This is a genomic window from Streptomyces sp. MCA2, from assembly GCF_023544705.1.
Lineage (GTDB): Bacteria > Actinomycetota > Actinomycetes > Streptomycetales > Streptomycetaceae > Streptomyces > Streptomyces decoyicus.
The window spans coordinates 12369-32903 of record NZ_JAMJFM010000024.1; the positions used below are offsets into that span (position 1 = coordinate 12369).

A 20535-nucleotide genomic window follows, 5' to 3' on the forward strand; every position below is an offset into this window, starting at 1 on the left:
CAGGGAGGACGGGGAGGCGGGGATCGGCCGGGCCGGGGCCGCCGGGATGTGCCACGGTGCCGCGTGACGCGGCGGGGAGCTTCCCCTGCCGCCGCATCACGCGGCGCCGGCTCATCCGACGATCTTGACCTCCTTGGGCTTGCCCCCTGGGGCCACTGCCGGGTAGATGCTGAGCGCGCCGTTCGCCCGTCGCACCAGCACGTCGTGGACCCGCTCGTTGCCCACGAAGGCGCCGGCGTTGAGGACGGCAGCGTCGTTCCAGTCGGTCTTCGGCTTGAACAGCTGACTCTCGCCGTGGAGGCCCGCGGTGTCGACGCCCGGGTAGAGGGTGGCCTCGCCGTCCGACCACCGCACCAGCAGGTCCATGGTCTTCTTGCCGGTGAACTCCCCGGCGCTGATCTGGGTGGCGTGCGTCCAGGTGGTGTTCTTGTTGACGAGCACCTTCTGTGCCTTGTCCACGCCGTTGGTGCCCAGGTCAGGGTGGAGGGTGACGCGGCCGTCATCCCAGGTCACGAGCAGGTCGTCACGCTGCTGGTTGGCCGAGTAGCGGCCCGCGGTGATCTGCGTGGCGTGCGGCCAGAGAGTGTTCTTGGCCTTGGCGAGCTGCTTCTCGCCGTGGAAGCCCTTGGCGTCGACGTGGGTGTACTGGGTCAGCTCCCCGTCGCCCCAGCGCACCACCAGCCCGTCGGTGCCGCCGCCGAAGCTCGCGCCGGTGATCTGCTTGGCGTGCTGCCAGATGCTCGTCTTGCCCGCCTTCGGCGGCTCGGCCAACTGGTACTCGGCGGCGAAGGGGTGGCGGGGGTCCTTGTCGTCGGCGCCCTGGTAGAGGGTGACCTCCGCGTCGTTCCAGCGCACGATCATGTCCATGTGCCGCGTGCCGCCGGCCGAGCCGCCGGTGAAGTAGCCCGAGGCGATGTGGGTGGCCTTCTCCCACGGCGCGCCGGCGAAGACCGGCCGGTAGCGGACCTGCCGCACCCAGGCAGCGAGGTCATCCACCCAGGCGTCGACGGCACCGGTGCGGGTCTCGGCCGGATCCGTGCCCAGACAACCACCCTGCCAGGACGTGCTGTTGACGGCGACCAGCTCGACCCGGCCGCCGCTCTCGCGCAGCGCCGGGCCGCCGGTGTCGCCCTTGCACACCGCCGCGCTCTTGCCGGTGATCTCCAGCTTCCCGTCCTGCACCGCGTCCACCGTGAAGGCGGCCGCGTGCAGCTTGTCGGGGACCCACTCGGTCTTGGTGCGGCCGAACCCGATGACCTTCAGCTCCTCACCCTGCGTGGGAGGAGCCGAGGCGACGGCCACAGGCGTGACACCGCTGACCGGCTTGGCCAGCTGGGCCATCACCACATCCCGTCCCGCGTAGGGCACCACCTGGGTGACGTCCGTGACGGTTCCTCCCGTCCCGGTCAGGTCGGTACGGCCGACGGTCGCCGTGGTCTTCCACTTCGGCGCGCCCTCGGTGACCTTCGGGTTCTTGGGGTCGTCGGCGAAGCAGCCGGCTGCGGTGAGCACCCACTGCTTGTCCACCAGCGCGCCCGAGCAGCTGCGCTTGCCGTCACCGATGTCGAGCTTCACGGCGAACGTGTAGGCCCCGCCCGGGGTGGCGGTTCCACCGGCCACTGCGTAGGCCGGCACGTTCGTCATGAGGGAGGCTGCGAATAATCCTGATATCCACGCGGCGCGCGAACGTCTGCCCATCACTGGCACTTTCCTGTTCGATCGGGGAGGGGCACAGTTCCGGGCCCGCTCAACAGCGTGCCCCTGCCCACTGTTGTCCGGAGGTTTGCCGCGGGACGGCGTCAGCTGGTGACGCGAAGCTCCAGAAGGACCGAGCGCTTCTCGGAGTTGCCGGCCTCGCCCAACGGCTTGTAGTCGTTCTTGGGCGCGTTGATGACGGTTTCCTTGCCATCCGCGGTGATCGTGGCCTGCACCGGGTGCCCCATGGTCCACATACCGAAGGCGTCGGCCAGTTCCATGGTCAGGTAGCCCTTGGTACCACGGACCGCGAAGCAGTAATCCATCTGACCGGTACGGGACTTGACCATGATGTCGTGGGCGGAGTCGCAACCGGTCAGCGTGATGTGACCGTCGCCCCGCTTCAGGGCGATCTTCTGATCCTGAAGGATCCGCGCGGCGTTCGGGTAGCTGAAGTCCTCGACCGCGGAGGGTATTTCGGTGGCGGTCGCGGGAGGCGGGTCGTCCTGTGGGGCGGCCTGCGCGAAGGTCAGACCGGTCATCACTGCCGACACTGACAGTGCGCCAACAAAGCTGGCTAACAGCGCCTTTCGGGCATGAGGTGTCGCCACGGCTTCTTCCGTTCAAAGGGGTGGATGTCGACATGTGTCGTTGCAGTGAAGAAGTAAAGCATATGTAAGGAACATGTGAACGCATCCATGTCGCATTCGCGCCGACGGTTGGCCACTTCCGCCCACTCACTCACCCCCGATGCGCGTCCGCACGGGCCTGCCTCTGTTGCCCAAACGGGCTTACCAGGACGATGCTGGGGAGCGCGTGGGGAAGGTCTGGGGCGGGTGAGTGAGGAGTGCCAGGGCTGGACGGCATAGCAGACCGCGATCCGAGACGGCAGCGTGCTGGTCATCGTCTCCGGCTCGCCGGCGCTGGTCGACCAGCACGTCGACGAGGCCCTCGCCAAGGCGGCAGCAACCCGCTGACGTGCCGTATGCCGGTGCCCCCGACCATGAGGCCGGGGGCACCGGCGCGTCACCAGAACACCTGGACCGAAATACCGCGGCCCCCACGAGCGATTCAGTGGGCGCCCAAAGCCTGGAGCCCGGCCAACCCTCTCGGGGTTGCCGGGCTAGCGAGCGTCTGATCGGGCAGTGAGCGGACAGCTTGGACGGTGATCGCGTCGCGGGCCAGCTCAGGAAGTAGCCGGGCTACGCCCGTGCCGACGGGCAAAGGGCGGGTCTTCGCACTCTGCCGTGGGCCTGCGAGTTCTGCGAGGCGGGCGGGATCCGTGGGCGCCATTCCCACGCTGGGGCTCAAGGCCCGGGGATGTCCTCGGGCGTACCACGGTCCGCCCGCCTCTCCCGCTCTGGCCGAGAGCGGGGGCCTTCACCGCCGTGCGGTGAACGCCTCCGCTCTCGGACCGAGCATGCGCCGAGGGCCGATCACCGCGCTCGGGGACGGTCAAGGACGTGGCGATAGACCGTCTGCCTGCACACCCCGAAGGCGCGAGCTGTGGCAGTGACGGTCGCGCCAGGGGTGGCGAGCATGTCACGGGCGCGCACGATCTCCATCTCGTCCAGCGGCTTCTCCCGGCGGAGGGTGGGAGCATCGGCTGCCGCAGGGTCGTACCCGAACGCGACGGCGTCGTCGTACGGCACGCCAGAGGCCATGCAGTAGTGGAGGCACAGAAGGACCTTGCGTCCCAGCTTCCTCAGCGCCGTGGCGTGCGCGTCGCCAGCCGCGCGGCGCCGACCGTAGTACGCCTGGGCGCCCGGCGAGTGACCGACCATGGAGAAGGCCACCGCGTGAAGAGCGCTCCGCAGGTGAGTCGACGACGCTCGGCGGAACGCGACCCGCACCGTCTGGCCGGATGCCCAGGTGACCGGGGACACCCCAGCGTATGCGGCGAGGGAGCGTCCGGTATCGAATCGCTCGACGGGCCGGTCCCCGATCTCCGCCAGGAGGTAGGCGCCAAGGGTCGTGCCGACCCCCGGAACGCGAGACACCAGCTGGTGAAAGCGGTGGGCGGTATAGCGCTTCTCCAACTCCCCATGTAGGAGGTCAGTCCGCTGAACGGCCTGGTCGAGGGCATCGAGGAGGTGTCTGATGCGTACGGCCTCGGCCTCTTCCACATGGGGGTCGAGCAGCATCACCGGGCGGCAAAAGAGCAGGCGAAGCCGCTCGGCCTCGTCCTCCACCGTCCGTGTCCTGCCCGCCCCTGCCAACAGCTCCACCAGACCCTTGCGGTCCAGCCGGGCTGCGGCTCGCGGTCCAGGGGCGGCAGCAAGGACGGCCCGCGCCTGGGGATTGCGCAGTCCGCCAACGCTGGCCGGCCACGCCGATACGGCCACCGGCCAGATCCGTACGAGAGCCGCCCGCAGCACGTGCAGGGCTTCGGCACGGTTGGCAACTGCCGCTCGGTGTGCGTGCGCTACCACCCGAAGTGCTTCTGCTGTGGGGGAGTTCGGGACGATCGGGCGGCATTCCCCCGCAAGGGTCATCGAGGCAATCAGCCTGGCATCGGCGCGATCCGTCTTGGGGGTCCCGAACGCGGCCCGGTGGCGTGAAGCACGGGTGGGGTCCACATGGACCACCTCCATGCCCGAAGCCGCCAAGGACCGAGCAAAGAGAATATGCACGTCCTCGATCCCGGTGACCGTCGCTCTCCACCTGCGCCCCAGCGGCGCCAGGAACTCCCGGTATCGGGCCACCGGGTCCGGGCTGTCGGCATAGACGATCCGCGTCTCCCCAAGGACGGCCCCGGACCGGTCGAGAACGGCGACGTCCAGCCACCGATCCGACCAGTCACACCCCGCGAACAGCAACTACCCACCTCCACCTGGCAGAAGAAGAATTGACATGGCCGAGACAGGGACGCCGACCGCCCCTGTCTCAGCTGGCCGGGGCGCGCAGGAGCCGCTCACGCGTGCTCTCGGGCAGCACCCGGCGCAGGACCGGTGCAGTCGAGCTGAGCCCATCGGCGAACACGGCGACAAGGTCGTGCGGCACACTGGCACCGAAGGACGCGGCCCACAGAATGGGGGCGCCCAGCACCGGCTCCGCCCACGCCTGCCACCCGGCCGGCCCCGCCTCATCGGCCAGGACCGTCAGAGCGCGAGGGCCGGCGTCCTGGATGAGAGGCGGTACCTCGCCGAGGCTGAGGTACGAGGCGAAGGTGGGATCGGTCGCTCCCGCGTGGGGCCGGTCGATGTCGCGGAGCCAGCCATGCGCGGCGACCGAGTCGAGGACCAGCTCGGCGCCGCCGAGCTGGACATCGGGCTGATCGCGGGCGTCGAGCGCGACGAGAAAGTCGGCGAGGACTTCGCCCGGGACATCGGGGGTGAAGTAGGCGGACCACTGTGCGAGCGGGCTGCTCGTGTCCGCGCGAGCGGAAATCTGCCAGGCGATCGGCAACTCCCCCAGGCGGAACGGCTCGTCCGCCAGAACCCACTGGGCCCAGCGGAGAGTGTCGGGGCTGATGTGCAGGACGGTGCTGCGCAGGACCTGGCGGTCCTCCGGTTGATCGTCCGGCTCCTGCCGTCCGCGGACGATCGTCAGGCTCGTCCAGCCGAGGCCGGCGAGCGTGTCGGCGACGGTGTCGTAGAGACGCCCGTCGTCACCGGCCAAGTGCCGGGGACCGACCCAGTACGCGGTCTGGGCCGTGTTCGGGGTGGACGGGTCGAGCGGCTGCTCGGGGTACAGGGGCGCCTCCAAAGGCTAGGTGCGGTGTGCTACTTGCCGCGGGCGGTGCGGCGGGGGCGACGAGGGGGCGCCTGGACGGGCGACTGCCAAGCCAGCTCGATGGCGACGTCGGGCGGCAGGTGACCGAGCTGCGCGTCCCCGGCATCCCTCCCCTCAGCGAGGTAAACGACGGTTTGGCCGGTCTCGTCCACGGACTGGACGACCTGTGCGAGACGGTGCGCCATCGGGAAGAACGGGTTCATCGCCTGTCGCACCGGCGCGGTCCGATCGCAGGCGGACAGCAGGTCGACGAGATCGCCGACGGTCAACTCCGTGTGGTCCACTGACGGCCTCCTTGTGTGGGGTTGCGGACTGTGCCGCCGGGTGAGCGGCCTCGTGTGGAGGACTTCCGATTCGGACCTTTGGCGTCAAAGGCGGCGGGAGGTCTCCAGCACGCGTGCCACAGCGGCGGCGACCACATCCGCCGGCGTCTCCATGTCGAAAGACATCTGGTAGCCGCGGACCTTGGCAGTGCCGGTGACGGCGACCTTCCACCCCTCACCGTCGCTACCGGGGCGGCCGAGCGGGAAATATCCGAGGTAGAAGCGGCCGTCTTTGCTGCTCACGTGGACGTCCGCCCGATCGTCCACGATCAAGTTGAAGTCCTTGGCGGAGAACTGGTCCATGACGAGCGTGGGCTGGCCCGGGCCGAGCCGCCAGTGGCGCAGCCGCAGGGCTTCAACAGTGGTGGAGAAACCGGGGCTGACAGGAGCCACGGTCACGAGCAATCACCTCTCTGACCTGGGGTTTTCTGGGAAGATGTCTACGTTGACATCCCCTGCAACACTTGGCCAGTCTTTCGTGGATCTTTCGCGTCTGCCCCAGGCGAACTGGTGACCGCCGTGTCATCCCATCGAGGCTATGAACCTGGAAAATTCCGGCGCCCTCGTCTGCGAGTCCTTCACTCTGGCGGCATGCACCCTCGTGACAAAGAGATATGGCGGGCGATTGGCCAAGACCTCCGGGCGATCGACTGGGAGGCGTGGTTCGGTTGCCCGGAGGGCGCCAGCTATCTCTCCCCGGCAGGTCACGAAGTGACCGCACGCGCGGTGGCCGGCCTCACCACGTTCTTCGACAGCCGCTGGCTTCCCAGGGCCGTTACCCCCTCCCCAGCCTCCGGCCGGGCCAGCGACACCTTCGTCGGTCTGGGCCGGGCCGCCCCCGTACTCCAGTTCATGAACGGAGCAGAGCGAGGCGCCTGGGTGGAGGCGGTGCGGTGGTGGGCCGCGTACGCCTATCTGGAAGAGGCCGAGGTGCCCGGCCTTCTCTCCGTTAGGCGGGATGCCCGCCGCGACGTCACCCCTGTCCCGGTTCCTGCACACCCAGACGCAGGCACGGCTCGCGCTCATGGGGGCGGCCCGCGGACTCCCGGTCGAGCTGGAGCCGGCGAAAGCCAGCGGCGGCCCCGGCGACGTCCGTATCGGTCCGGTTTTCATCGAGGTCGTCACCTTCGCCGAGGACCAAAAGCTCCAGGACTACGAGAAGTTCCGCCAGAACTGCCGAGTCCACCTCCTCACTCTGGACAGGGACCGCGACATCTACTGGGAAGGCGACTTCCCCGAACTCCTCAATGGCCACGAGTGCGAGACGTGGAAGAAGCGGACCGAGGAGGCCGCCCAGCAGTGCGCGGCTTCGGGGGCCGCGGTCGACGTCCTCAGCAGTGCGGGGAGGCGGCTGACCGTCCACCCCGGAACGGCTCCCCCGGGCACCACGCTGACCGGGGAGACTGTGGAGAGCGACCAGGGGAAACGGCTCCTGGGCAAGGTGCGGGGCAAGTGCGCCAAGACGCAAGGAGCGGGCACCGCGTGGATCTGGGTGGAGGACCACAGCGGCCTCTTCCGCCTCCCGACAGCCTTTGCCGGGATGTCACTCGCCGCCAAGACCGACGCGCTCGCAGCCCTGCTGGGGCCGCTCCTGGAGGAATACGTCCACGTCGCCGGAGTCGTCGTGTCGAACGTGGCCCACCGGCGCCTGCCGCTCCCGCGGGACGAGGACGCACCTCGCCCCGCCGTACAGGGCTTCCAGCGGGGGCTGCCCATCGACCGGGTCCGCGAGACGATCGTGATCCCCCGAAGGATCGTTCTGCCTGAACAGACGAGCCTGATTGCCAGAATGTGCGATGCCGAAGCTGGCGCGCTCGACTGGGCCCTGGGGAAGCTCGGGGTTCCCGGGGGTGTGACGTCGCTGCTGGCCGACTCGTCGACGTCGCACCGGGTTTCCCCGCTGTGGACGCCGTGAGCCGGCATCGACGGCAAAGACGGAAAACTGGCCGGCCTGGTGCCGGGCCGGATCGCCCTGGAGCCCCTGGAGGTTCTGGTTGCGCAACCGGTGATGCTCGGGTGCCCCGCGTTGTGACGCGACTGCCCCTCGGCCCCTCGGCGCGGCGCCAGTCAGGACGTGGCTGATTTCCAGATGGCACCGAGTTCCACGAGCCGACCCCGCAGTTCGCTGCGCTGCTCCTCCAGGTCCTGCGAGGCGGGCGAGAGGAGATAGATGTTGTCGCGGTACAGGCGAAACCCGATGCGCTCCCACCCTTGGGCGATCTTTGCGTTCACGCGGTCCCACTCTGTTCGGTCCTTGAGGCGGTGGCTGCTGAGGTCGGTGATGCCTGGTGCGCAGGCGATGGCCCGGCAGCCGGGCATGATCCGGTGGATCGCCTCGGTGGCCAAAACGACGGCCAGGCCATGACCTCGCCACTGCCGATCAAGGGTCACCCGGTCCATGACGAGCAGGCCGGTGCCGACGTACTCCAACAGCTCGCTGACCTCGCCGGTGAACGAGCCGGTCTGCGGGTCGAGGAGCACCTGCGCGGTCTCGTACAGGTCCTCGGATTCCTCTTCCATGGCCCAGTAGGCATTCCGCCCGCGGTCGAGATGCACCCGGTAGAAGGCCATCGACCCGATCGTGACGTCCTCCACGGTGCACGAGGGACAGTCCGCATCTGTGCAGTCATTGGTCGCCGCCGGGCCGTCACCGCCGTGATGCGTACGGCGCCGATGGAGGACGGCCACATCCCACCGCTCCAGCGTGTCGGCCTGCGGGGTGTCGCAGAGGCCGTCGTCGTAGGAGATGCGCAGGTGCAGCTCGGTGGGGTCACCGGGCAGCGTGGAGGGCTCGATCACTGCGGCAGCGTAGCGCGGCATAGACAGCGTGACAGGGCGTCCACCAGGCCCAGGGTGCAGCGCCAGGACTACCTGCTGGCCGTCTGATCGGTGCTGCGGGGCAGGGGCCAGGGGGATGGCGATCCGCCGAGATGCGCACGGCAGGCGCCCCCTTGACGAGCCCGTCGCACAGGGCCCGCGCGAGACCGGCGCTTGCGACAAAGCCCCCCGGAATCTACTAATTCCGGGGGGCTTTGGAATGGGGGGAGGTCAGCTCTCGGCACAACCGTCCTCGGTGGAGCCGTCCATGCGGCGTCGGCCGGTCACGACGAGGTGCCGACGCATCGACAAGGACCACTCCGGCGTCGCCGATCAACCAAGTGACGCCGACTCCCCCGGGGGACGTGCTCAACCGGTCAACTCGGACACTCGCTCATCTCCTGTGACAGAGAACTTGCGCATGTGGCCCCGAAGTTCGAGAGGTGGCTCGTTGGCGCTCTCAGAGGTTGACGCTGTCGGGGAACTTGAGATTCACAGGGTTGGCCGCACGACCTCCTGACGGTTCCGAACACACCCCGTCTCCACTCCGCCGACCTCTGCGGCTATCGGCGGGACCGGGTGCGCAGCTTGGACTTCCAGCTCGGCAGCCATTTCATGACCGTCGCCGTCGCGGCCAAGCTGCCCACCGTCACGAAGAAGGCTCCCGGATAAAGGTGGGTCACCCAGCACGGCTGCCACTCGTGGAGGCAGGGATTCGAGGAGCCCCTTCCGGGTATCGCGCGGGCGACAGCCATCGCGCTCACCACGGCCAAAGCCGCACACACGACGCCGGCCACGGCCCGTCGGGACGATTGCTTGCGCCCGGCCGAGCCGTCCCGGCGGAAGGAGCGCTCGGCGGCTGTGAACGTGATCGGGAGCAGCACCCCGACGGTGGCGCCGAATCCGATGCCGGTCGCCGGCCAGTACACGGCCAGATCCCACAGCTCGTCACCGAGCCACAGCGACAATGCAAGGAACCCGACGAGAGCTACGAGCGCGGCGGCCTGCATGGCGTTCTTCTTCCCGCTCACCTTAGAACGGTTCATCTAACAGATCCTCTCGGTGGTCACGTGCGTGCGGTCGGTGCATGGCCGTGGCCTCGGGGAGCCCTCAAGCCGGGTTGGCCACAGGTCATCGCTCAGCTCAGCTGCGTGCGGTCCCACGGTTCGCTGGCAATGATCAAGGCTGGATGGCAGGCAGCTCACTGTCCTGTGACAACGAAGGTTGATCAGTGTCAATGAAGTTTGAGTGGCGCAGGTCACTTCTTGTGACTGGTCCCGATAGATGTCACCTGGGCGCCGTAGCTGTCACCGCGGCGGCGCAGGCGCCTTGTGGCTGAGCGCGCCAGACAGCGAATCTGGCGCGGTGCTGGCGGGCAGCGTCGCTGCTAGAGCTGACGAAAACGTCGATTCTTCTGCGGAAGCGGCCGGCGGCCGGGAACATGCCATATGACACGGGCGGGCAGAACGGGGCAAGGGGGAAGAGTGAGCGCTGGGGCCAGGATGCCGGTGGACGTCGACATCAGGTTCGTGTGGAGGTATCCAGACGGATGGTTGGCCAGCCGGCGGCCGTCACGAGACGGAGACGGCGAGCGCGTCATGGTTACCAGAGTTGCCTTCCGGAAGGGGCATGGTGACCTGGGCTTCCAGCTGGCGAGCCATGCCAGCCAAGAAGGCTTGCAAGCGTTGCTGGGGGACACCAACTACTCCGCGGGTCCTGGGGTCGATTACTCGACACTGATCGGAGCGACTGTCACGTTTCTTGGGGCTGCCGGGGGCATCGGCGGGATCGCGGCGGTGCTCAAGGTGTTCTTCGAGCGCAACAACGGCAAGAGGGTCACATTCGGCGGACGCGGTGAAGTCCTGGAAGTCGAAGGGCTGAGGGCTGACGAGCTCATCGAAATCCTTGAAGCGCTCCGCAAGCAGCGAGTAGAGGAGGAGAACTCCAGGGGCGACGCGCAGCGATAGCGGCTTGATCAGAAGCCCATGCCCGCGAAGCTCTCCCCACCCTTGGGTCAGCGAAACGGGCGCACCGGCACCGCCCGCTCGAAACGGACACCCCAGCAGGCCGTCAGAGACCGCCGAACCTGTTCGCCATCCTCCAAAAACCCCAGGTCAAGCGTCCCAGGATTCGGTTGCGCGTACGCATCAGCGAGCTGCCCCACCGCCACCCTGACCAGCAATATCCCGTGCCGATCAAACTTCGAGGGCGCGAACTTACTGATCATCAACCTTCGATGACAAAGATCAACCTTCGATGGCACAGGACACTCACAACTGTGACTGGGCGCTTCAGTTGGCGGGATTCGTAAGCTGAAGCGCTCGGAGGCCGCCCAGTGTTCGGGGGTCTCGGGGCGTGGGCGGCTGCGGACCTGGTTAGACCGTGGTGAGGAAGTCGCGGACCGCGGCCGCGAAGCCGGCCGGGTCGCTGGCGTATACGAAGTGGTCGGTCTCCAGATCGACGAGGTGGGTGCCGGGGCGTCGGGTGACCATCTGTGCTGCCTGCTCCGCCGGCAGCACACCGCCCTTGGCGCCGCGCACCAGCAGCGCCGGGCAGGTGGAGCCGGTCCAGTCGGCCCAGTGGTCGCCGTGTACTTGGTCCTCGGAGTCGTGGATGTCCTGGGGGTGGAAGTGCAGGCCCCAGGTGCCGTCCGGCCGTTCACGGACGGCTGACTCGAAGTGCGGTGCGAACGGGCCGAGTTGCGCGACGAACGCCTCCCGGTCGGGGGCGCTGCCCTCCGGCAGGTTCAGGACGAACGCCAGCGGATTGCTGCCGTCCAGGCCGAGTTCGGCGCATCCCTCGGCATTGATCAGCGCGGTGACGCGCTCGGGGTGGCGGGCTGCGAACTGGTAGGCGTTGATCGCGCCGAGCGAGTGGCCGAGGAGGGCCGCCCGGTCCAGGTTCAGGTGATCCATGAGGGCTTTCAGGTCGGCGAGGTAGCCCTCCCGGCTGTAGTCGGCCGCCCGGTCGGACTCGCCGTGGCCGCGCTGATCGGGGGCGAGGACCCGCCACTCCGGGGCGAGACGGGCGGCGAGCTCGGCGTACGACAGGCCCTCGGACATGTGCCCATGCAGGGCGAGCAGCGGGCGGCCGGGGCCGCCGAAGTCCACGTAGGAAAGGGTGCGGCCGTCGACGGTGAGCGCGGAGCGCTCGGCGGTGTCGGTGTCCATGGCTTCACCGTAGAGCAGATCTATACGCACGTACAAGACGCTTGTTTAAGACGCTCGTGTGAATCTCGAAGCGTGCCGCGCACACCCGCCACCTATCACGCTCGACTCGCCAACTACCGCACTCATCCGCCAACTGAAGCACTCAGTCACAACAACGGGCAGCCCCCCATCTGCACAGATGCGCCAGAAATCGAACACGTGATGCAATAGCTGGTATGCGATGCCCTGCCTTCCCCGAGGACCTTCTCGCCGCGCAATGCGCCTGGGACCGTACGTACCGGGCCCTCACCGATCCGGCGCGACGAGGAGGGACGACGGTGTGCGGCGGCGTCTGCTGAAGCTGTCGGTGCAGGTGTGGTGGCACCCGCACTGGTCGTCGCGCGATGCAGGATGCGGCGAGCGGGTGGCTCTGCGCGGACGGGCGAGGCAGCTGGAGTCTGGAGCGCCGTAAATGGGCGGCGGCGCCAAGGACCAGTCGTCGGCCGGGACCCAGCCGGCCGAGATCTCCCTGACCTTGCCTGATGAGCAGACCGTACGCGTGCGCCTTCATGAGAGGCGTGAGACGCGGGGGCCGCACCCTTGGCGTTATCTCATCGGGGTGCCTTCCTGGGTGGCAACACCGACTGGTGTGGAGGCGGCGGAGTACAGGGTCTGGGTCACAGCCGGCCAACTCCAGCCGATCGAGGGGGTGGACTTGTCGTCCGTTCCGACGCACCGGCTCCCGGCGGAGCTTCCCCCGCCCACACCGTCGGGATGGGTGGTGCGGCCAGATCCCGAGCGGCGGGGCGGCACGGTCGTGCACGACGCCGGTTGCCGGAAGGCCGGCGGCGGGGGGACAGAGTTGGGCGCCATGGAAGCGCTCGACGCGTTGATGCGGCCGGGCGCGCGAGCCTGCCACAGCTGCGACGCCGCCGCAGTACTCAAGCCCGCGCTGGAACTCGGAAAGGGGTACGCCTAGCTCGGCCGCCGGCCCTCAGCCGCCCTGGCCTTCGCCGGAGCAGTGCTCTCCTGGACGGCTGCCATGGGTGGCATCGATGCTGGTCAGCCGGGCTCCGGAATGCGATCACCGCTGCTCGGGGGTGGCATGGAGGTATGGCCGCCATCACGAGACTGCACATCACCTTCGGGCTGGTGTCCATACCCGTGTCGATTCATTTGGCGACCGCGCGGCGCGCCGTACCTCTGCATCAGGTGCATGCCAAGGACGGGGCCAGGATTCGGCAGCGGCGCATCTGCGAGGCTGAAGGGGTCGAGGTGTCGTACGAGGAGGTTGCGCGCGGCTACGAGGCCCCGGATGGCCGCATTGTTGTACTCAGCGACAGCGATCTCGCAGATCTGCCCCTTCCCAGCGTGAAGGCGATCGAGGTGGTCGGCTTCCTGCCGTCCGAGCAGATCGACCCCATCGCGCTGGACAGGTCGCACTTCCTGGGCGTCGAGGGGGCTGGGGCCCGCCCGTATCGGTTGTTGCGGGACGCGATGAAGCAGAGCGGCCAGGTCGGCATCGCCCGCATGGCGCTGCGTGGCCCAGAGCGCTTGGTGGTCCTCCGGGTTCGCGAGGAGGTGATTGTCGCCCAGATGCTGCTGTGGCCAGACGAAGTTCGTTCCGCCGAAGCCCTGGTGGCCCCTGCCCCGGAGCCGCGGCGCCAGGAGTTGCAGATGGCCCGGACCCTGATGACCTCGCTTTCGGAGGATTTTCGGCTCGACGAGCAGCATGACCACTACCGGACGGCTTTGGACGACGTGGTGACGGCGAAGCTCGCCGGGCAGGAGCCACCGCATGCCCCTGCAGCGCCGGTCGGGCCGGTGGTGGACCTGATGGCCATGCTTCAGGAGAGTGTTCGGGCTGCACAGGTCGCGCGCAGCTCGAAGAAGGAGAGTCCGCATGCTCCCGGCCGTAAGAGCGGGTGACGCTGCGTGCGCACCCGTCGCGGCGCCGGTCCGGCCATACGCAGCAGGCCCCCGGACGTGTGCGCCGGGGCCTGCTGCTCAGGGCGATCGTTCGGACGGGGCGGTTCAGCGGGTGCGACTCGCAGTGCGAGATGCCGGTGGTGCCGGGGTCTTCTGGACGGTGCGGGCAGCAGCGCGCGAGGGCGTGGGCGTCCCCCAGGCGCCGGGGAACCAGACCTCCGTGTACTGCTCGATGGCATCGCGAAGGCGGGCTGTGACTGCACCTTCCCAGGGCGGCTGGTCAGGTCGGTGGTAGGCAGTGTTGAAGGTGCCGTAGTTGCGGTTCTTCAGGGGCGTGTTCAGAGCTTCATCGCGGCGGTGGAATGTTCCGTGATCGGCGAAGCTGAGTGCCACGGAGTCGATCTTGCCTCTGTCGGGGTGGACGACCGCCATATGGAGGCCGCCGTACGTATCGGCATAGATCGTCTCCGAGAAGCTGATGCGCAGTCGCAGCGCCGCTCCCGCGACCGGCGTGGCGTAATAGGTGTTTCCGACGACCGTGCTGTCGGTGAAGGGCAGGCACAGCTCGGCGAAGAACTGGGGGGCGTGCAGTGGCATGTGCGGCTTCCGGTAGGAGCGTGCGCAGGGCCTACCGGCGTGGGCCGGGCAGGGCAGGGCGGCTGGTGGTGGTCCAGCGCGGGACGCTGGTGGTGGGTAGCGCGGCAGGGCGGCGGGATGCGGCGGCCCGCTGAACATCGAGTGGGGTGGGGGCCGGTGGTTCGGGCGGGAGAATAGGCGTGAGCTGGGCCATGCCCTCGATGTAGCTGTAGGTGTTCCTCTGCCACCGGAGAAGCGGGGTCGGGTCGGAGACGCATTGGGTGACGGCGGTCAGCAGGGCGACGGGGGTATCGGTGCTGGCGGTGACGTACCAGGCAGGCCGGTCGATGGACTTCCCGGCCCACAGCTGCCAGCGCGCGTCGCGTGTGGTCAGTTCGGCTTCCGGATCGAGGTCGCCGGTCGTGAACTCCAATCCGGCGAGTCCTTCTGGCGATTGAAGTGCGAAGACGCCCCAGCGGGGGCGGTCGAACTCCCAGCCCTGCTTGATGAGAGGGACGACAATGCGAAAGGGGTCGTGCTCGCCGTCGCCGGAGACCGGCCTGGCGAGGTAGGCGTCCGGCCCCTGCTCGTAGGCCGACGCGAGAGCTGTGGTGAAGGCACGAACGAATTCGGTTGGTGTGCGGTCGTTGAAGCAGGCGCCCCAGGTCGGCGGGCCGAACGGGTCTTTGTAGGCGTTGATGCGCCAGAGTCCGTCGTCCTCGCCCTCGGGGAGGTAGCCCAGGCGCACTCGCCGATCGGAGGCGTGGACGTAGACGTTGCCGATTATGTGGAATCAGCTCTGTCAAGTGGCTTCCGTGCTTAGTGGTCGACTCAAGAAGTCTTCAGGGGTTCATCGAAACCGCTTCCGGGACCGTCCGGCGGGATGTGCGCAACGGCCGTGCGGCAGGAGGCGGTGCGCCCGAACGGGTTCGTCCATCGGCCAGCCGTGCCCTTGTGGGCGACCTGGGCGCATCCTGGGTGCCGCATCGGGACACGGGGATCTCGGTGGGCAACGCGACGGTGGTGGCCATGCTGCTGATGGCGCCCGAGGGTCAGATGCCGAGGTATGGGGCGATGGTGGCGGCGGTGGTCGCGGACTGTAGGTAGTTGGTGGCGTGGTGGAAATGGAAGAGGGGGCTGATGACCGTGGTGTGGTCCAGGGCGATCCCGTCGAAGTGCTGGCTGAGTTGGGGTGGGACGGCCACGGGGTCTCCAGGGTCGGCGATGTTGACCCATCGTGTCTGCCCGGGCAGACGCGCCCCCTGCGGTGCGCGGCCGGCGGGACGTGGTGAGGGGATGAGGCGTTCGAAGATCGCGCGGGGCAGTGCCAGCGGCGAGCCCAGGGTGAGGAACAGATCCGGCCGAAGGCCCGGGTGGGCGTGCAGGGCTTCGTAGGCGACGACCGAGCCCAGGGAGTGGGCGATGACGACGTGCGGTCGATGCTCGGCGATCCGGGCGGCGACCTCCTCACGCGCCGCCGTGCGTTGTGGGGCGTCCTCGGTCCGCAGGTACGCGGCGACCTCAGGAAACAGGGTCCGCAGGAAGATCCGCAGTGGCCCCTCCGCCAGGTCGAACCTGTGCGCCACCCAGGACGACAGCGCCCGCAGCGGCATCGTGGCGTGGCCCTGCGACACCTCGTTAGGGACGCCCAGCTCCTGTGCCCAGGTGGAGAGCATCTCCTGGGCGAGCGAGTCGTCCAGGAAGTCGCCACCCTGCTCGCCTTGGGCCGCGGGGGTGGTGGTGAGGAGCTTGTCCGCGTAGTAGGCGAAGTCGAGGTCGATCCGGTCCGCGGACACGCTGAGGCCGCTGCCCAGTTGTCGCGCCCAGACGGCAGCTTTCAGCGCGCGCAGCTCTTCTAGGCGGGTGCCGGTGATGTCGGCGCCGAAGCTGTTGCCGACGCCGTGCACGGCGACGATCCGCAGTGGTGGACTACCGGGGGTGGTCAACTGAGCCTGCCTTTCAGGGGTGCGAGGCTGAGAGCGGCCACCTCGTGGGCGAAGCCGACAATGACGGTGGCGTCCGCGGTGACGGTGAGGGCCGACACGCGTGCGGGACAGTAAAACGTGGTCCGGCAGGTGCCGGTGGTCAGGTCCCACACCCGCACCGTCCTGTCGTCCCCGCCGGTGATGGCGTGTGTGCGGCCTTCCAGCTCCACCACCCCCACCGCCCGCACCTCGCCGGTGTGGCCGGTGAGAGTGCGGGTTTGGGTGCCGGTGGTCAGGTCCCACACCCGCACCGTCCTGTCGTCCCCGCCGGTGACGGTGTGTGGGCGGCCTTCCAGCTCCACCACCCCCACCGCCCGCACCTCGCCGGTGTGGCCGGTGAGAGTGCGGGTTTGGGTGCCGGTGGTCAGGTCCCACACCCGCACCGTCCTGTCGTCCCCGCCGGTGATGGCGTGTGTGCGGCCTTCCAGCTCCACCACCCCCACCGCCCGCACCTCGCCGGTGTGGCCGGTGAGAGTGCGGGTTTGGGTGCCGGTGGTCAGGTCCCACACCCGCACCGACCCTTCGTCGAAGCCGCCACCGGTGATGGCGTGCGGGCGGCCGTCCAGCTCCACCACCCCCACCGCCCGCACCCCGGCGTGGCCGATGAATTCACGGGTCTGGGTGGCCGTGGTCAGGTCCCACACCCGCACCGCCCCCTTCTCGAGGCCGAAGCCGCCACCGGTGATGGCGTGCGGGCGGCCGTCCAGCTCCACCACCCCCACCGCCCGCACCCCGCCGGCGTGGCCGGTGAGAGTGCGGGTTTGGGTGCCGGTGGTCAGGTCCCACACCCGCACCGACCCGTCCTCGAAGCCGAAGCCGCCACCAGTGATGGCGTGCGGGCGGCCTTCCAGCTCCACCACCCCCACCGCCCGCACCTCGCTGGTGTGGCCGGTGAGTTCACGGGTTCGGGTGCCGGTGGTCAGGTCCCACACCCGCACCGACCCGTCGAAGCTGCCGGTAACGGCGTGCGGGCGGCCGTCCAGTTCCACCACTTCCACCGCATTCACCTCGCTGGTGTGGCCGGTGAGAGTGCGGGTTTGGGTGCCGGTGGTCAGGTCCCACACCTGCACCGACCCGTCGAACCTGCCGCCACCGGTGATGGCGTGCGGGCGGCCGTCCAGCTCCACCACCCCCGCCGCCCGCACCCCGCTGGTGTGGCCGGTGAGTTCACGGGTTTGGGTGCCGGTGGTCAGGTCCCACACCCGCACCGACCCGTCGAAGCTGCCGGTGACGGCGTGTGGGCGGCCGTCCAACTTCACCACCCTCACCGCATCCACCCTGCCGCTGTGGCCGACCAGTTCACGGGTCTGGGCACCGGTGGTCAGGTCCCACACCCGCACCGACCCTTCGTCGAAGGCGAAGCCGCCACCGGTGATGGCGTGCGGGCGGCCGTCCAGCTCCACCACCCCCACTGCCCGCACCTCGCCGGTGTGGCCGGTGAGTTCACGGGTTTGGGTGCCGGTGGTCAGGTCCCACACCCGCACCGACCCGTCGTCCCCAACGGTGATGGCGTGTGGGTGGCCGTCCAGTTCCACCACTTCCACCGCATTCACCTCGCTGGTGTGGCCGGTGAGTTCACGGGTTTGGGTGCCGGTGGTCAGGTCCCACACCCGCACCGACCCATCGATGCCGCCGGTGACGGCGTGCGGGCGGCCGTCCAACTCCACCACCCCCACCGCCAGCACCCCGTCGGAGTGGCCGGTGAGTGTGCGGACCAGTGCCGTGGAGACCTGGCTTCCTGTTGCCCAGCGCACCTGCCAGTCTGCGTCGCCGGGCAGTTCCGCTTGCAGCGGTATGTGGCGGAAGCGCGCCGCGTCCAGGGCCAGGAGCTGGCGGCGTGCAGCGGGTGGAAGCCTGTGGTGAACGCTCCAGGATGCCCGGTAGACCGCGGCGTTGAGCCTGGCCTGCTCGGAGTGGGCGTGCCGGAGGGCGTCCGCGAGGGTGTGGGGGTCGGCGTGCTGGAGGTATCCGCCGTCGTTCAGGAGTTCGTCCAGGCGTCCGGCGCTGAAGGCGTGCTGGGCTGTGTGCCGCAGCAGGTATGGGGTGGCCAGGTGCCACTGTCTGCGGCCCGAGGCGTCGCGGGGCACGGAGTCCAAGAGTCGCTCATACAGGCGGTCGGCCGGATTGAGCGGGGGTACCGCTGCTGTGGGGGTGTCCTGATCGGGCGGCTGGCTGCCTGGGGCGCGCAGCCATTCGGCGAGGCCCTCGTGGAAGAGCCGGTAGAGGGTGGTGCCGTCGTCGTCGACGTCGCGGCGCAGGTAAAAGCGGGCTTCGCCGTCCAGGAGCGTGTACAGGTCCGGCAGGGCCAGCGGAGTGGTGCTGTCGACGGTTGCGTTGAAGGCTGTGGTGGCGTGGGCCAGGACGCTTTCCGGCATGCCCCGGCCCTGGGCAAAGGCAAGGGCGGTCAGCACGGGCCGCAGGAGAGGCCGGTCCTTGTGGCGTTGCAGGTCGAGTTCGAGGAGCGCGGGCAAGCTGCGGGGTACGGCCCGGCCCAGTACGGCGGCCTCCTCGGCGGTGCCTGGGGGTGGGCTGGTGAGGAGGTAGTGGGCGTAGAGTCCGGCGGTCAGGAACTCGCCCCAGTGCAGGGCATCGGTGTCCTGGGCCGGTCGGTTGCTGTGGCCTGGCTCGGTGAGTGTGTCGGCGATTGCCCTGGCCAGGGTGTCCCGGACCGGTCGCAGGGCGCCTGCGGCGTAGGGGCCGTCGGCCGCGAGGAGCTGTTTGACGTAGTCGGCCACGTCCTGGCAGACGACCTCGGGCACGATGGCGCTCAGGTCCGTGCACCCACTGGCGTCCCGCGCCAGAGCCAGCAAACTGCGAAAACGCTCGTCATCGCGGGTGCCGACCAGCAGCCGCAGCCGGCTGCCCGGCCCGTGCGCCTGGCGGGCGAGGGGGAGCAGCAAGGCGGTGGTGATGTCCTGGGGCCGCACGGCCTCGTCGAGGGCGTCGACGATCAAGGTGACCGGCCTCTCGTCACTGGGGAGCAGGCCCAGCAGGTAGTCCGCCGGATTACCCACAGCCTGCTCACTCGTCTTGCTCGCATCACAACTGTCGTCCCAGCCGTGGATGTGCCGCAGCTGGCGGGCGAGGGAGTTGACGATGTCGTCCAGGGCCAGGCGGCGCGCGTGGACCACCGCGAGCCGGTCGTTTTCCCCCGGGGCTCGGTCGCCCAGGCCCGCCCACAGGGCCCTGGTGTGCCGGCGCAGAGCCGGGTGCGCGGCGCAGACCAGGACGCCGAGCAGCGCCGACTTGCCCGCGCCGGGCTTGCCCGTCACCACGCGCAGCCCCGGGGCGGCCGCCTCGTCGTCGAGCCAGCCGGCAAGGGTGTCCAGTTGTGCGGTTCGGCCGCTGAAGTAGCCCTCGGCCCAGTCGCGGTGCACCGGCTCGGCGCCACCGGCGCGCCGCATGAAGTGCAGCGGGTCCGCGGCCCAGTCCGCCAGCCGAGCGATCTCCGGCGGCAGGCCCGAGGCCACGGCGGAGGAGCCACGATCAGGGTCATAGGAGGGGTTGGGGAAGAACGGAAGGTGGGACAGGTCGGCGTGCCCGGGAACGAGGCTGGTCAGGATCGCCTGTGGCAGGCCGCCGGACTGGGCAGCCAGCTCGTTGACTGTACGTTCGATGTCCCTCCAGACCGTGTGCGGCGGGATGTGGCGTACGGACGGATCGAAGCGCACCTTCAAGTCACGGTACTTCTCCAGGACCTGTACCAGGGCCTGGCTCAGGCGGTAGCCGAACGCTTTCTGTCCGGGCCCGGTCGCGGCCAGCACCCAGGCCCGGCGCCGGTCCACATCCATGCGAGCGTGCCAGGCGGTCACCGCGGCCTCGCCCGCATAGCAGACATCGAGGACGAAGAGCGTGATCGGCCGATGCCGCTGCGGGTGGTCCTCGATCAGGTCGATCCATGCGCCCACCGGCCGACTCAGGCGCTGTCCATCGCTGTCCAGGACATACAGCTTCTCGCTACTGCCCTCGGCCAGCTCGCCGTGCCCAACGATATGCACGACCAGCACATCGACGTCCTCGGCCACCACCGCCGCCTCGACCAGCCCCCCGTACCCGACCACATCGACTGACACGGTGGCCGGGAACGGCTCGTACCGAAACCCCGTCAGGATCTCCGCGACTCTCCCGGCATGAACGGGAGCCTCCTCCAGCACATCCAGCCCTGCCCGAGGAGAGTCACCGTCCTCGGTACGGGTCAACGCGATCCCCAACGACAGCGCTGCATGCCGTTGCGCCCCGCTCGCATTCCCCACTGGCTGTCCACCCGCTGCCAACTCCCGCATCGACCCTTCCCCGTCCAGCACCCGTCCCGATCAGTGGTCCGGG

16 protein-coding genes and 1 pseudogene are annotated in these 20535 nt (G+C 69.0%); 4 read left to right on the forward strand and 13 right to left on the reverse strand.

Annotated elements, in window-relative coordinates; all coding sequences use genetic code 11:
- Nucleotides 1-111: 111 nt before the first annotated feature.
- The 6 genes from M8I34_RS20490 to M8I34_RS20515 all read right to left on the reverse strand — a co-directional run bounded on the left by M8I34_RS20490 (nt 112) and on the right by M8I34_RS20515 (nt 6152).
- Complete coding sequence (locus M8I34_RS20490; RefSeq protein ID WP_250050948.1) at nt 112-1644, reverse strand: trypsin-like serine protease; 1533 nt, start codon at nt 1642-1644, stop codon at nt 112-114.
- A gap of 155 nt (nt 1645-1799) precedes the next feature.
- Nucleotides 1800-2237, reverse strand: coding sequence for a hypothetical protein (locus tag M8I34_RS20495; protein ID WP_250050949.1), 438 nt, complete (start codon nt 2235-2237; stop codon nt 1800-1802).
- 894 nt (nt 2238-3131) lie between these two features.
- Nucleotides 3132-4514: a transposase gene (locus M8I34_RS20500; RefSeq protein ID WP_250050950.1), complete on the reverse strand. Its 1383-nt coding sequence runs from the start codon at nt 4512-4514 to the stop codon at nt 3132-3134.
- A gap of 67 nt (nt 4515-4581) precedes the next feature.
- Nucleotides 4582-5403, reverse strand: coding sequence for a DUF317 domain-containing protein (locus tag M8I34_RS20505; protein ID WP_250050951.1), 822 nt, complete (start codon nt 5401-5403; stop codon nt 4582-4584).
- 17 nt (nt 5404-5420) lie between these two features.
- Entirely contained in the window at nt 5421-5714 is a 294-nt protein-coding gene (locus M8I34_RS20510) for a hypothetical protein (RefSeq protein WP_250050952.1), read from the reverse strand.
- An 84-nt stretch (nt 5715-5798) separates the two neighbouring features.
- Nucleotides 5799-6152 (reverse strand): DUF317 domain-containing protein, encoded by a 354-nt coding sequence (locus M8I34_RS20515; protein ID WP_250050953.1) that lies wholly within the window; start codon nt 6150-6152, stop codon nt 5799-5801.
- A gap of 559 nt (nt 6153-6711) precedes the next feature.
- Here M8I34_RS20515 and M8I34_RS20520 point away from each other — a divergent pair.
- Nucleotides 6712-7668 (forward strand): hypothetical protein, encoded by a 957-nt coding sequence (locus M8I34_RS20520; protein WP_250050955.1) that lies wholly within the window; start codon nt 6712-6714, stop codon nt 7666-7668.
- 152 nt (nt 7669-7820) lie between these two features.
- Here the strand turns inward: M8I34_RS20520 and M8I34_RS20525 are convergent, their stop codons facing one another.
- Both M8I34_RS20525 and M8I34_RS20530 read right to left on the reverse strand, forming a co-directional pair.
- Nucleotides 7821-8552, reverse strand: coding sequence for a hypothetical protein (locus tag M8I34_RS20525; protein ID WP_250050957.1), 732 nt, complete (start codon nt 8550-8552; stop codon nt 7821-7823).
- Nucleotides 8553-9133: 581 nt separating this feature from the next.
- Nucleotides 9134-9616: a hypothetical protein gene (locus M8I34_RS20530; protein WP_250050959.1), complete on the reverse strand. Its 483-nt coding sequence runs from the start codon at nt 9614-9616 to the stop codon at nt 9134-9136.
- A 462-nt stretch (nt 9617-10078) separates the two neighbouring features.
- Here M8I34_RS20530 and M8I34_RS20535 point away from each other — a divergent pair, with 462 nt between their 5' ends.
- Entirely contained in the window at nt 10079-10537 is a 459-nt protein-coding gene (locus M8I34_RS20535; protein ID WP_250050961.1) for a hypothetical protein, read from the forward strand.
- A gap of 408 nt (nt 10538-10945) precedes the next feature.
- On the opposite strand, the gene M8I34_RS20540 is transcribed toward M8I34_RS20535, so the two are convergent.
- Complete coding sequence (locus M8I34_RS20540) at nt 10946-11740, reverse strand: alpha/beta fold hydrolase (protein WP_250050963.1); 795 nt, start codon at nt 11738-11740, stop codon at nt 10946-10948.
- 451 nt (nt 11741-12191) lie between these two features.
- On the opposite strand from M8I34_RS20540, the gene M8I34_RS41950 reads away from it, so the two are divergent.
- The gene (locus M8I34_RS41950; RefSeq protein WP_374210948.1) at nt 12192-12698 is read left to right on the forward strand and encodes a DUF6233 domain-containing protein; all 507 of its coding nucleotides are present in this window, start codon (nt 12192-12194) and stop codon (nt 12696-12698) included.
- 134 nt (nt 12699-12832) lie between these two features.
- Nucleotides 12833-13648: a Ku protein gene (locus M8I34_RS20545; protein WP_250050965.1), complete on the forward strand. Its 816-nt coding sequence runs from the start codon at nt 12833-12835 to the stop codon at nt 13646-13648.
- A gap of 105 nt (nt 13649-13753) precedes the next feature.
- On the opposite strand, the gene M8I34_RS20550 is transcribed toward M8I34_RS20545, so the two are convergent.
- The 4 genes and pseudogenes from M8I34_RS20550 to M8I34_RS41650 form a co-directional block, all read right to left on the reverse strand.
- Entirely contained in the window at nt 13754-14245 is a 492-nt protein-coding gene (locus M8I34_RS20550; protein ID WP_250050968.1) for a hypothetical protein, read from the reverse strand.
- Nucleotides 14246-14276: 31 nt separating this feature from the next.
- Nucleotides 14277-15008: pseudogene (locus tag M8I34_RS20555) on the reverse strand (DUF317 domain-containing protein); the annotation flags it as partial.
- Nucleotides 15009-15276: 268 nt separating this feature from the next.
- Nucleotides 15277-16170, reverse strand: a complete 894-nt coding sequence (locus M8I34_RS20560) for a serine peptidase (RefSeq protein ID WP_250050970.1) — start codon at nt 16168-16170, stop codon at nt 15277-15279.
- Entirely contained in the window at nt 16167-20282 is a 4116-nt protein-coding gene (locus M8I34_RS41650) for a WD40 repeat domain-containing protein (RefSeq protein WP_250050972.1), read from the reverse strand. Before M8I34_RS41650 ends, M8I34_RS20560 begins: the two co-directional genes overlap by 4 nt.
- Nucleotides 20283-20535 lie beyond the last annotated feature (253 nt).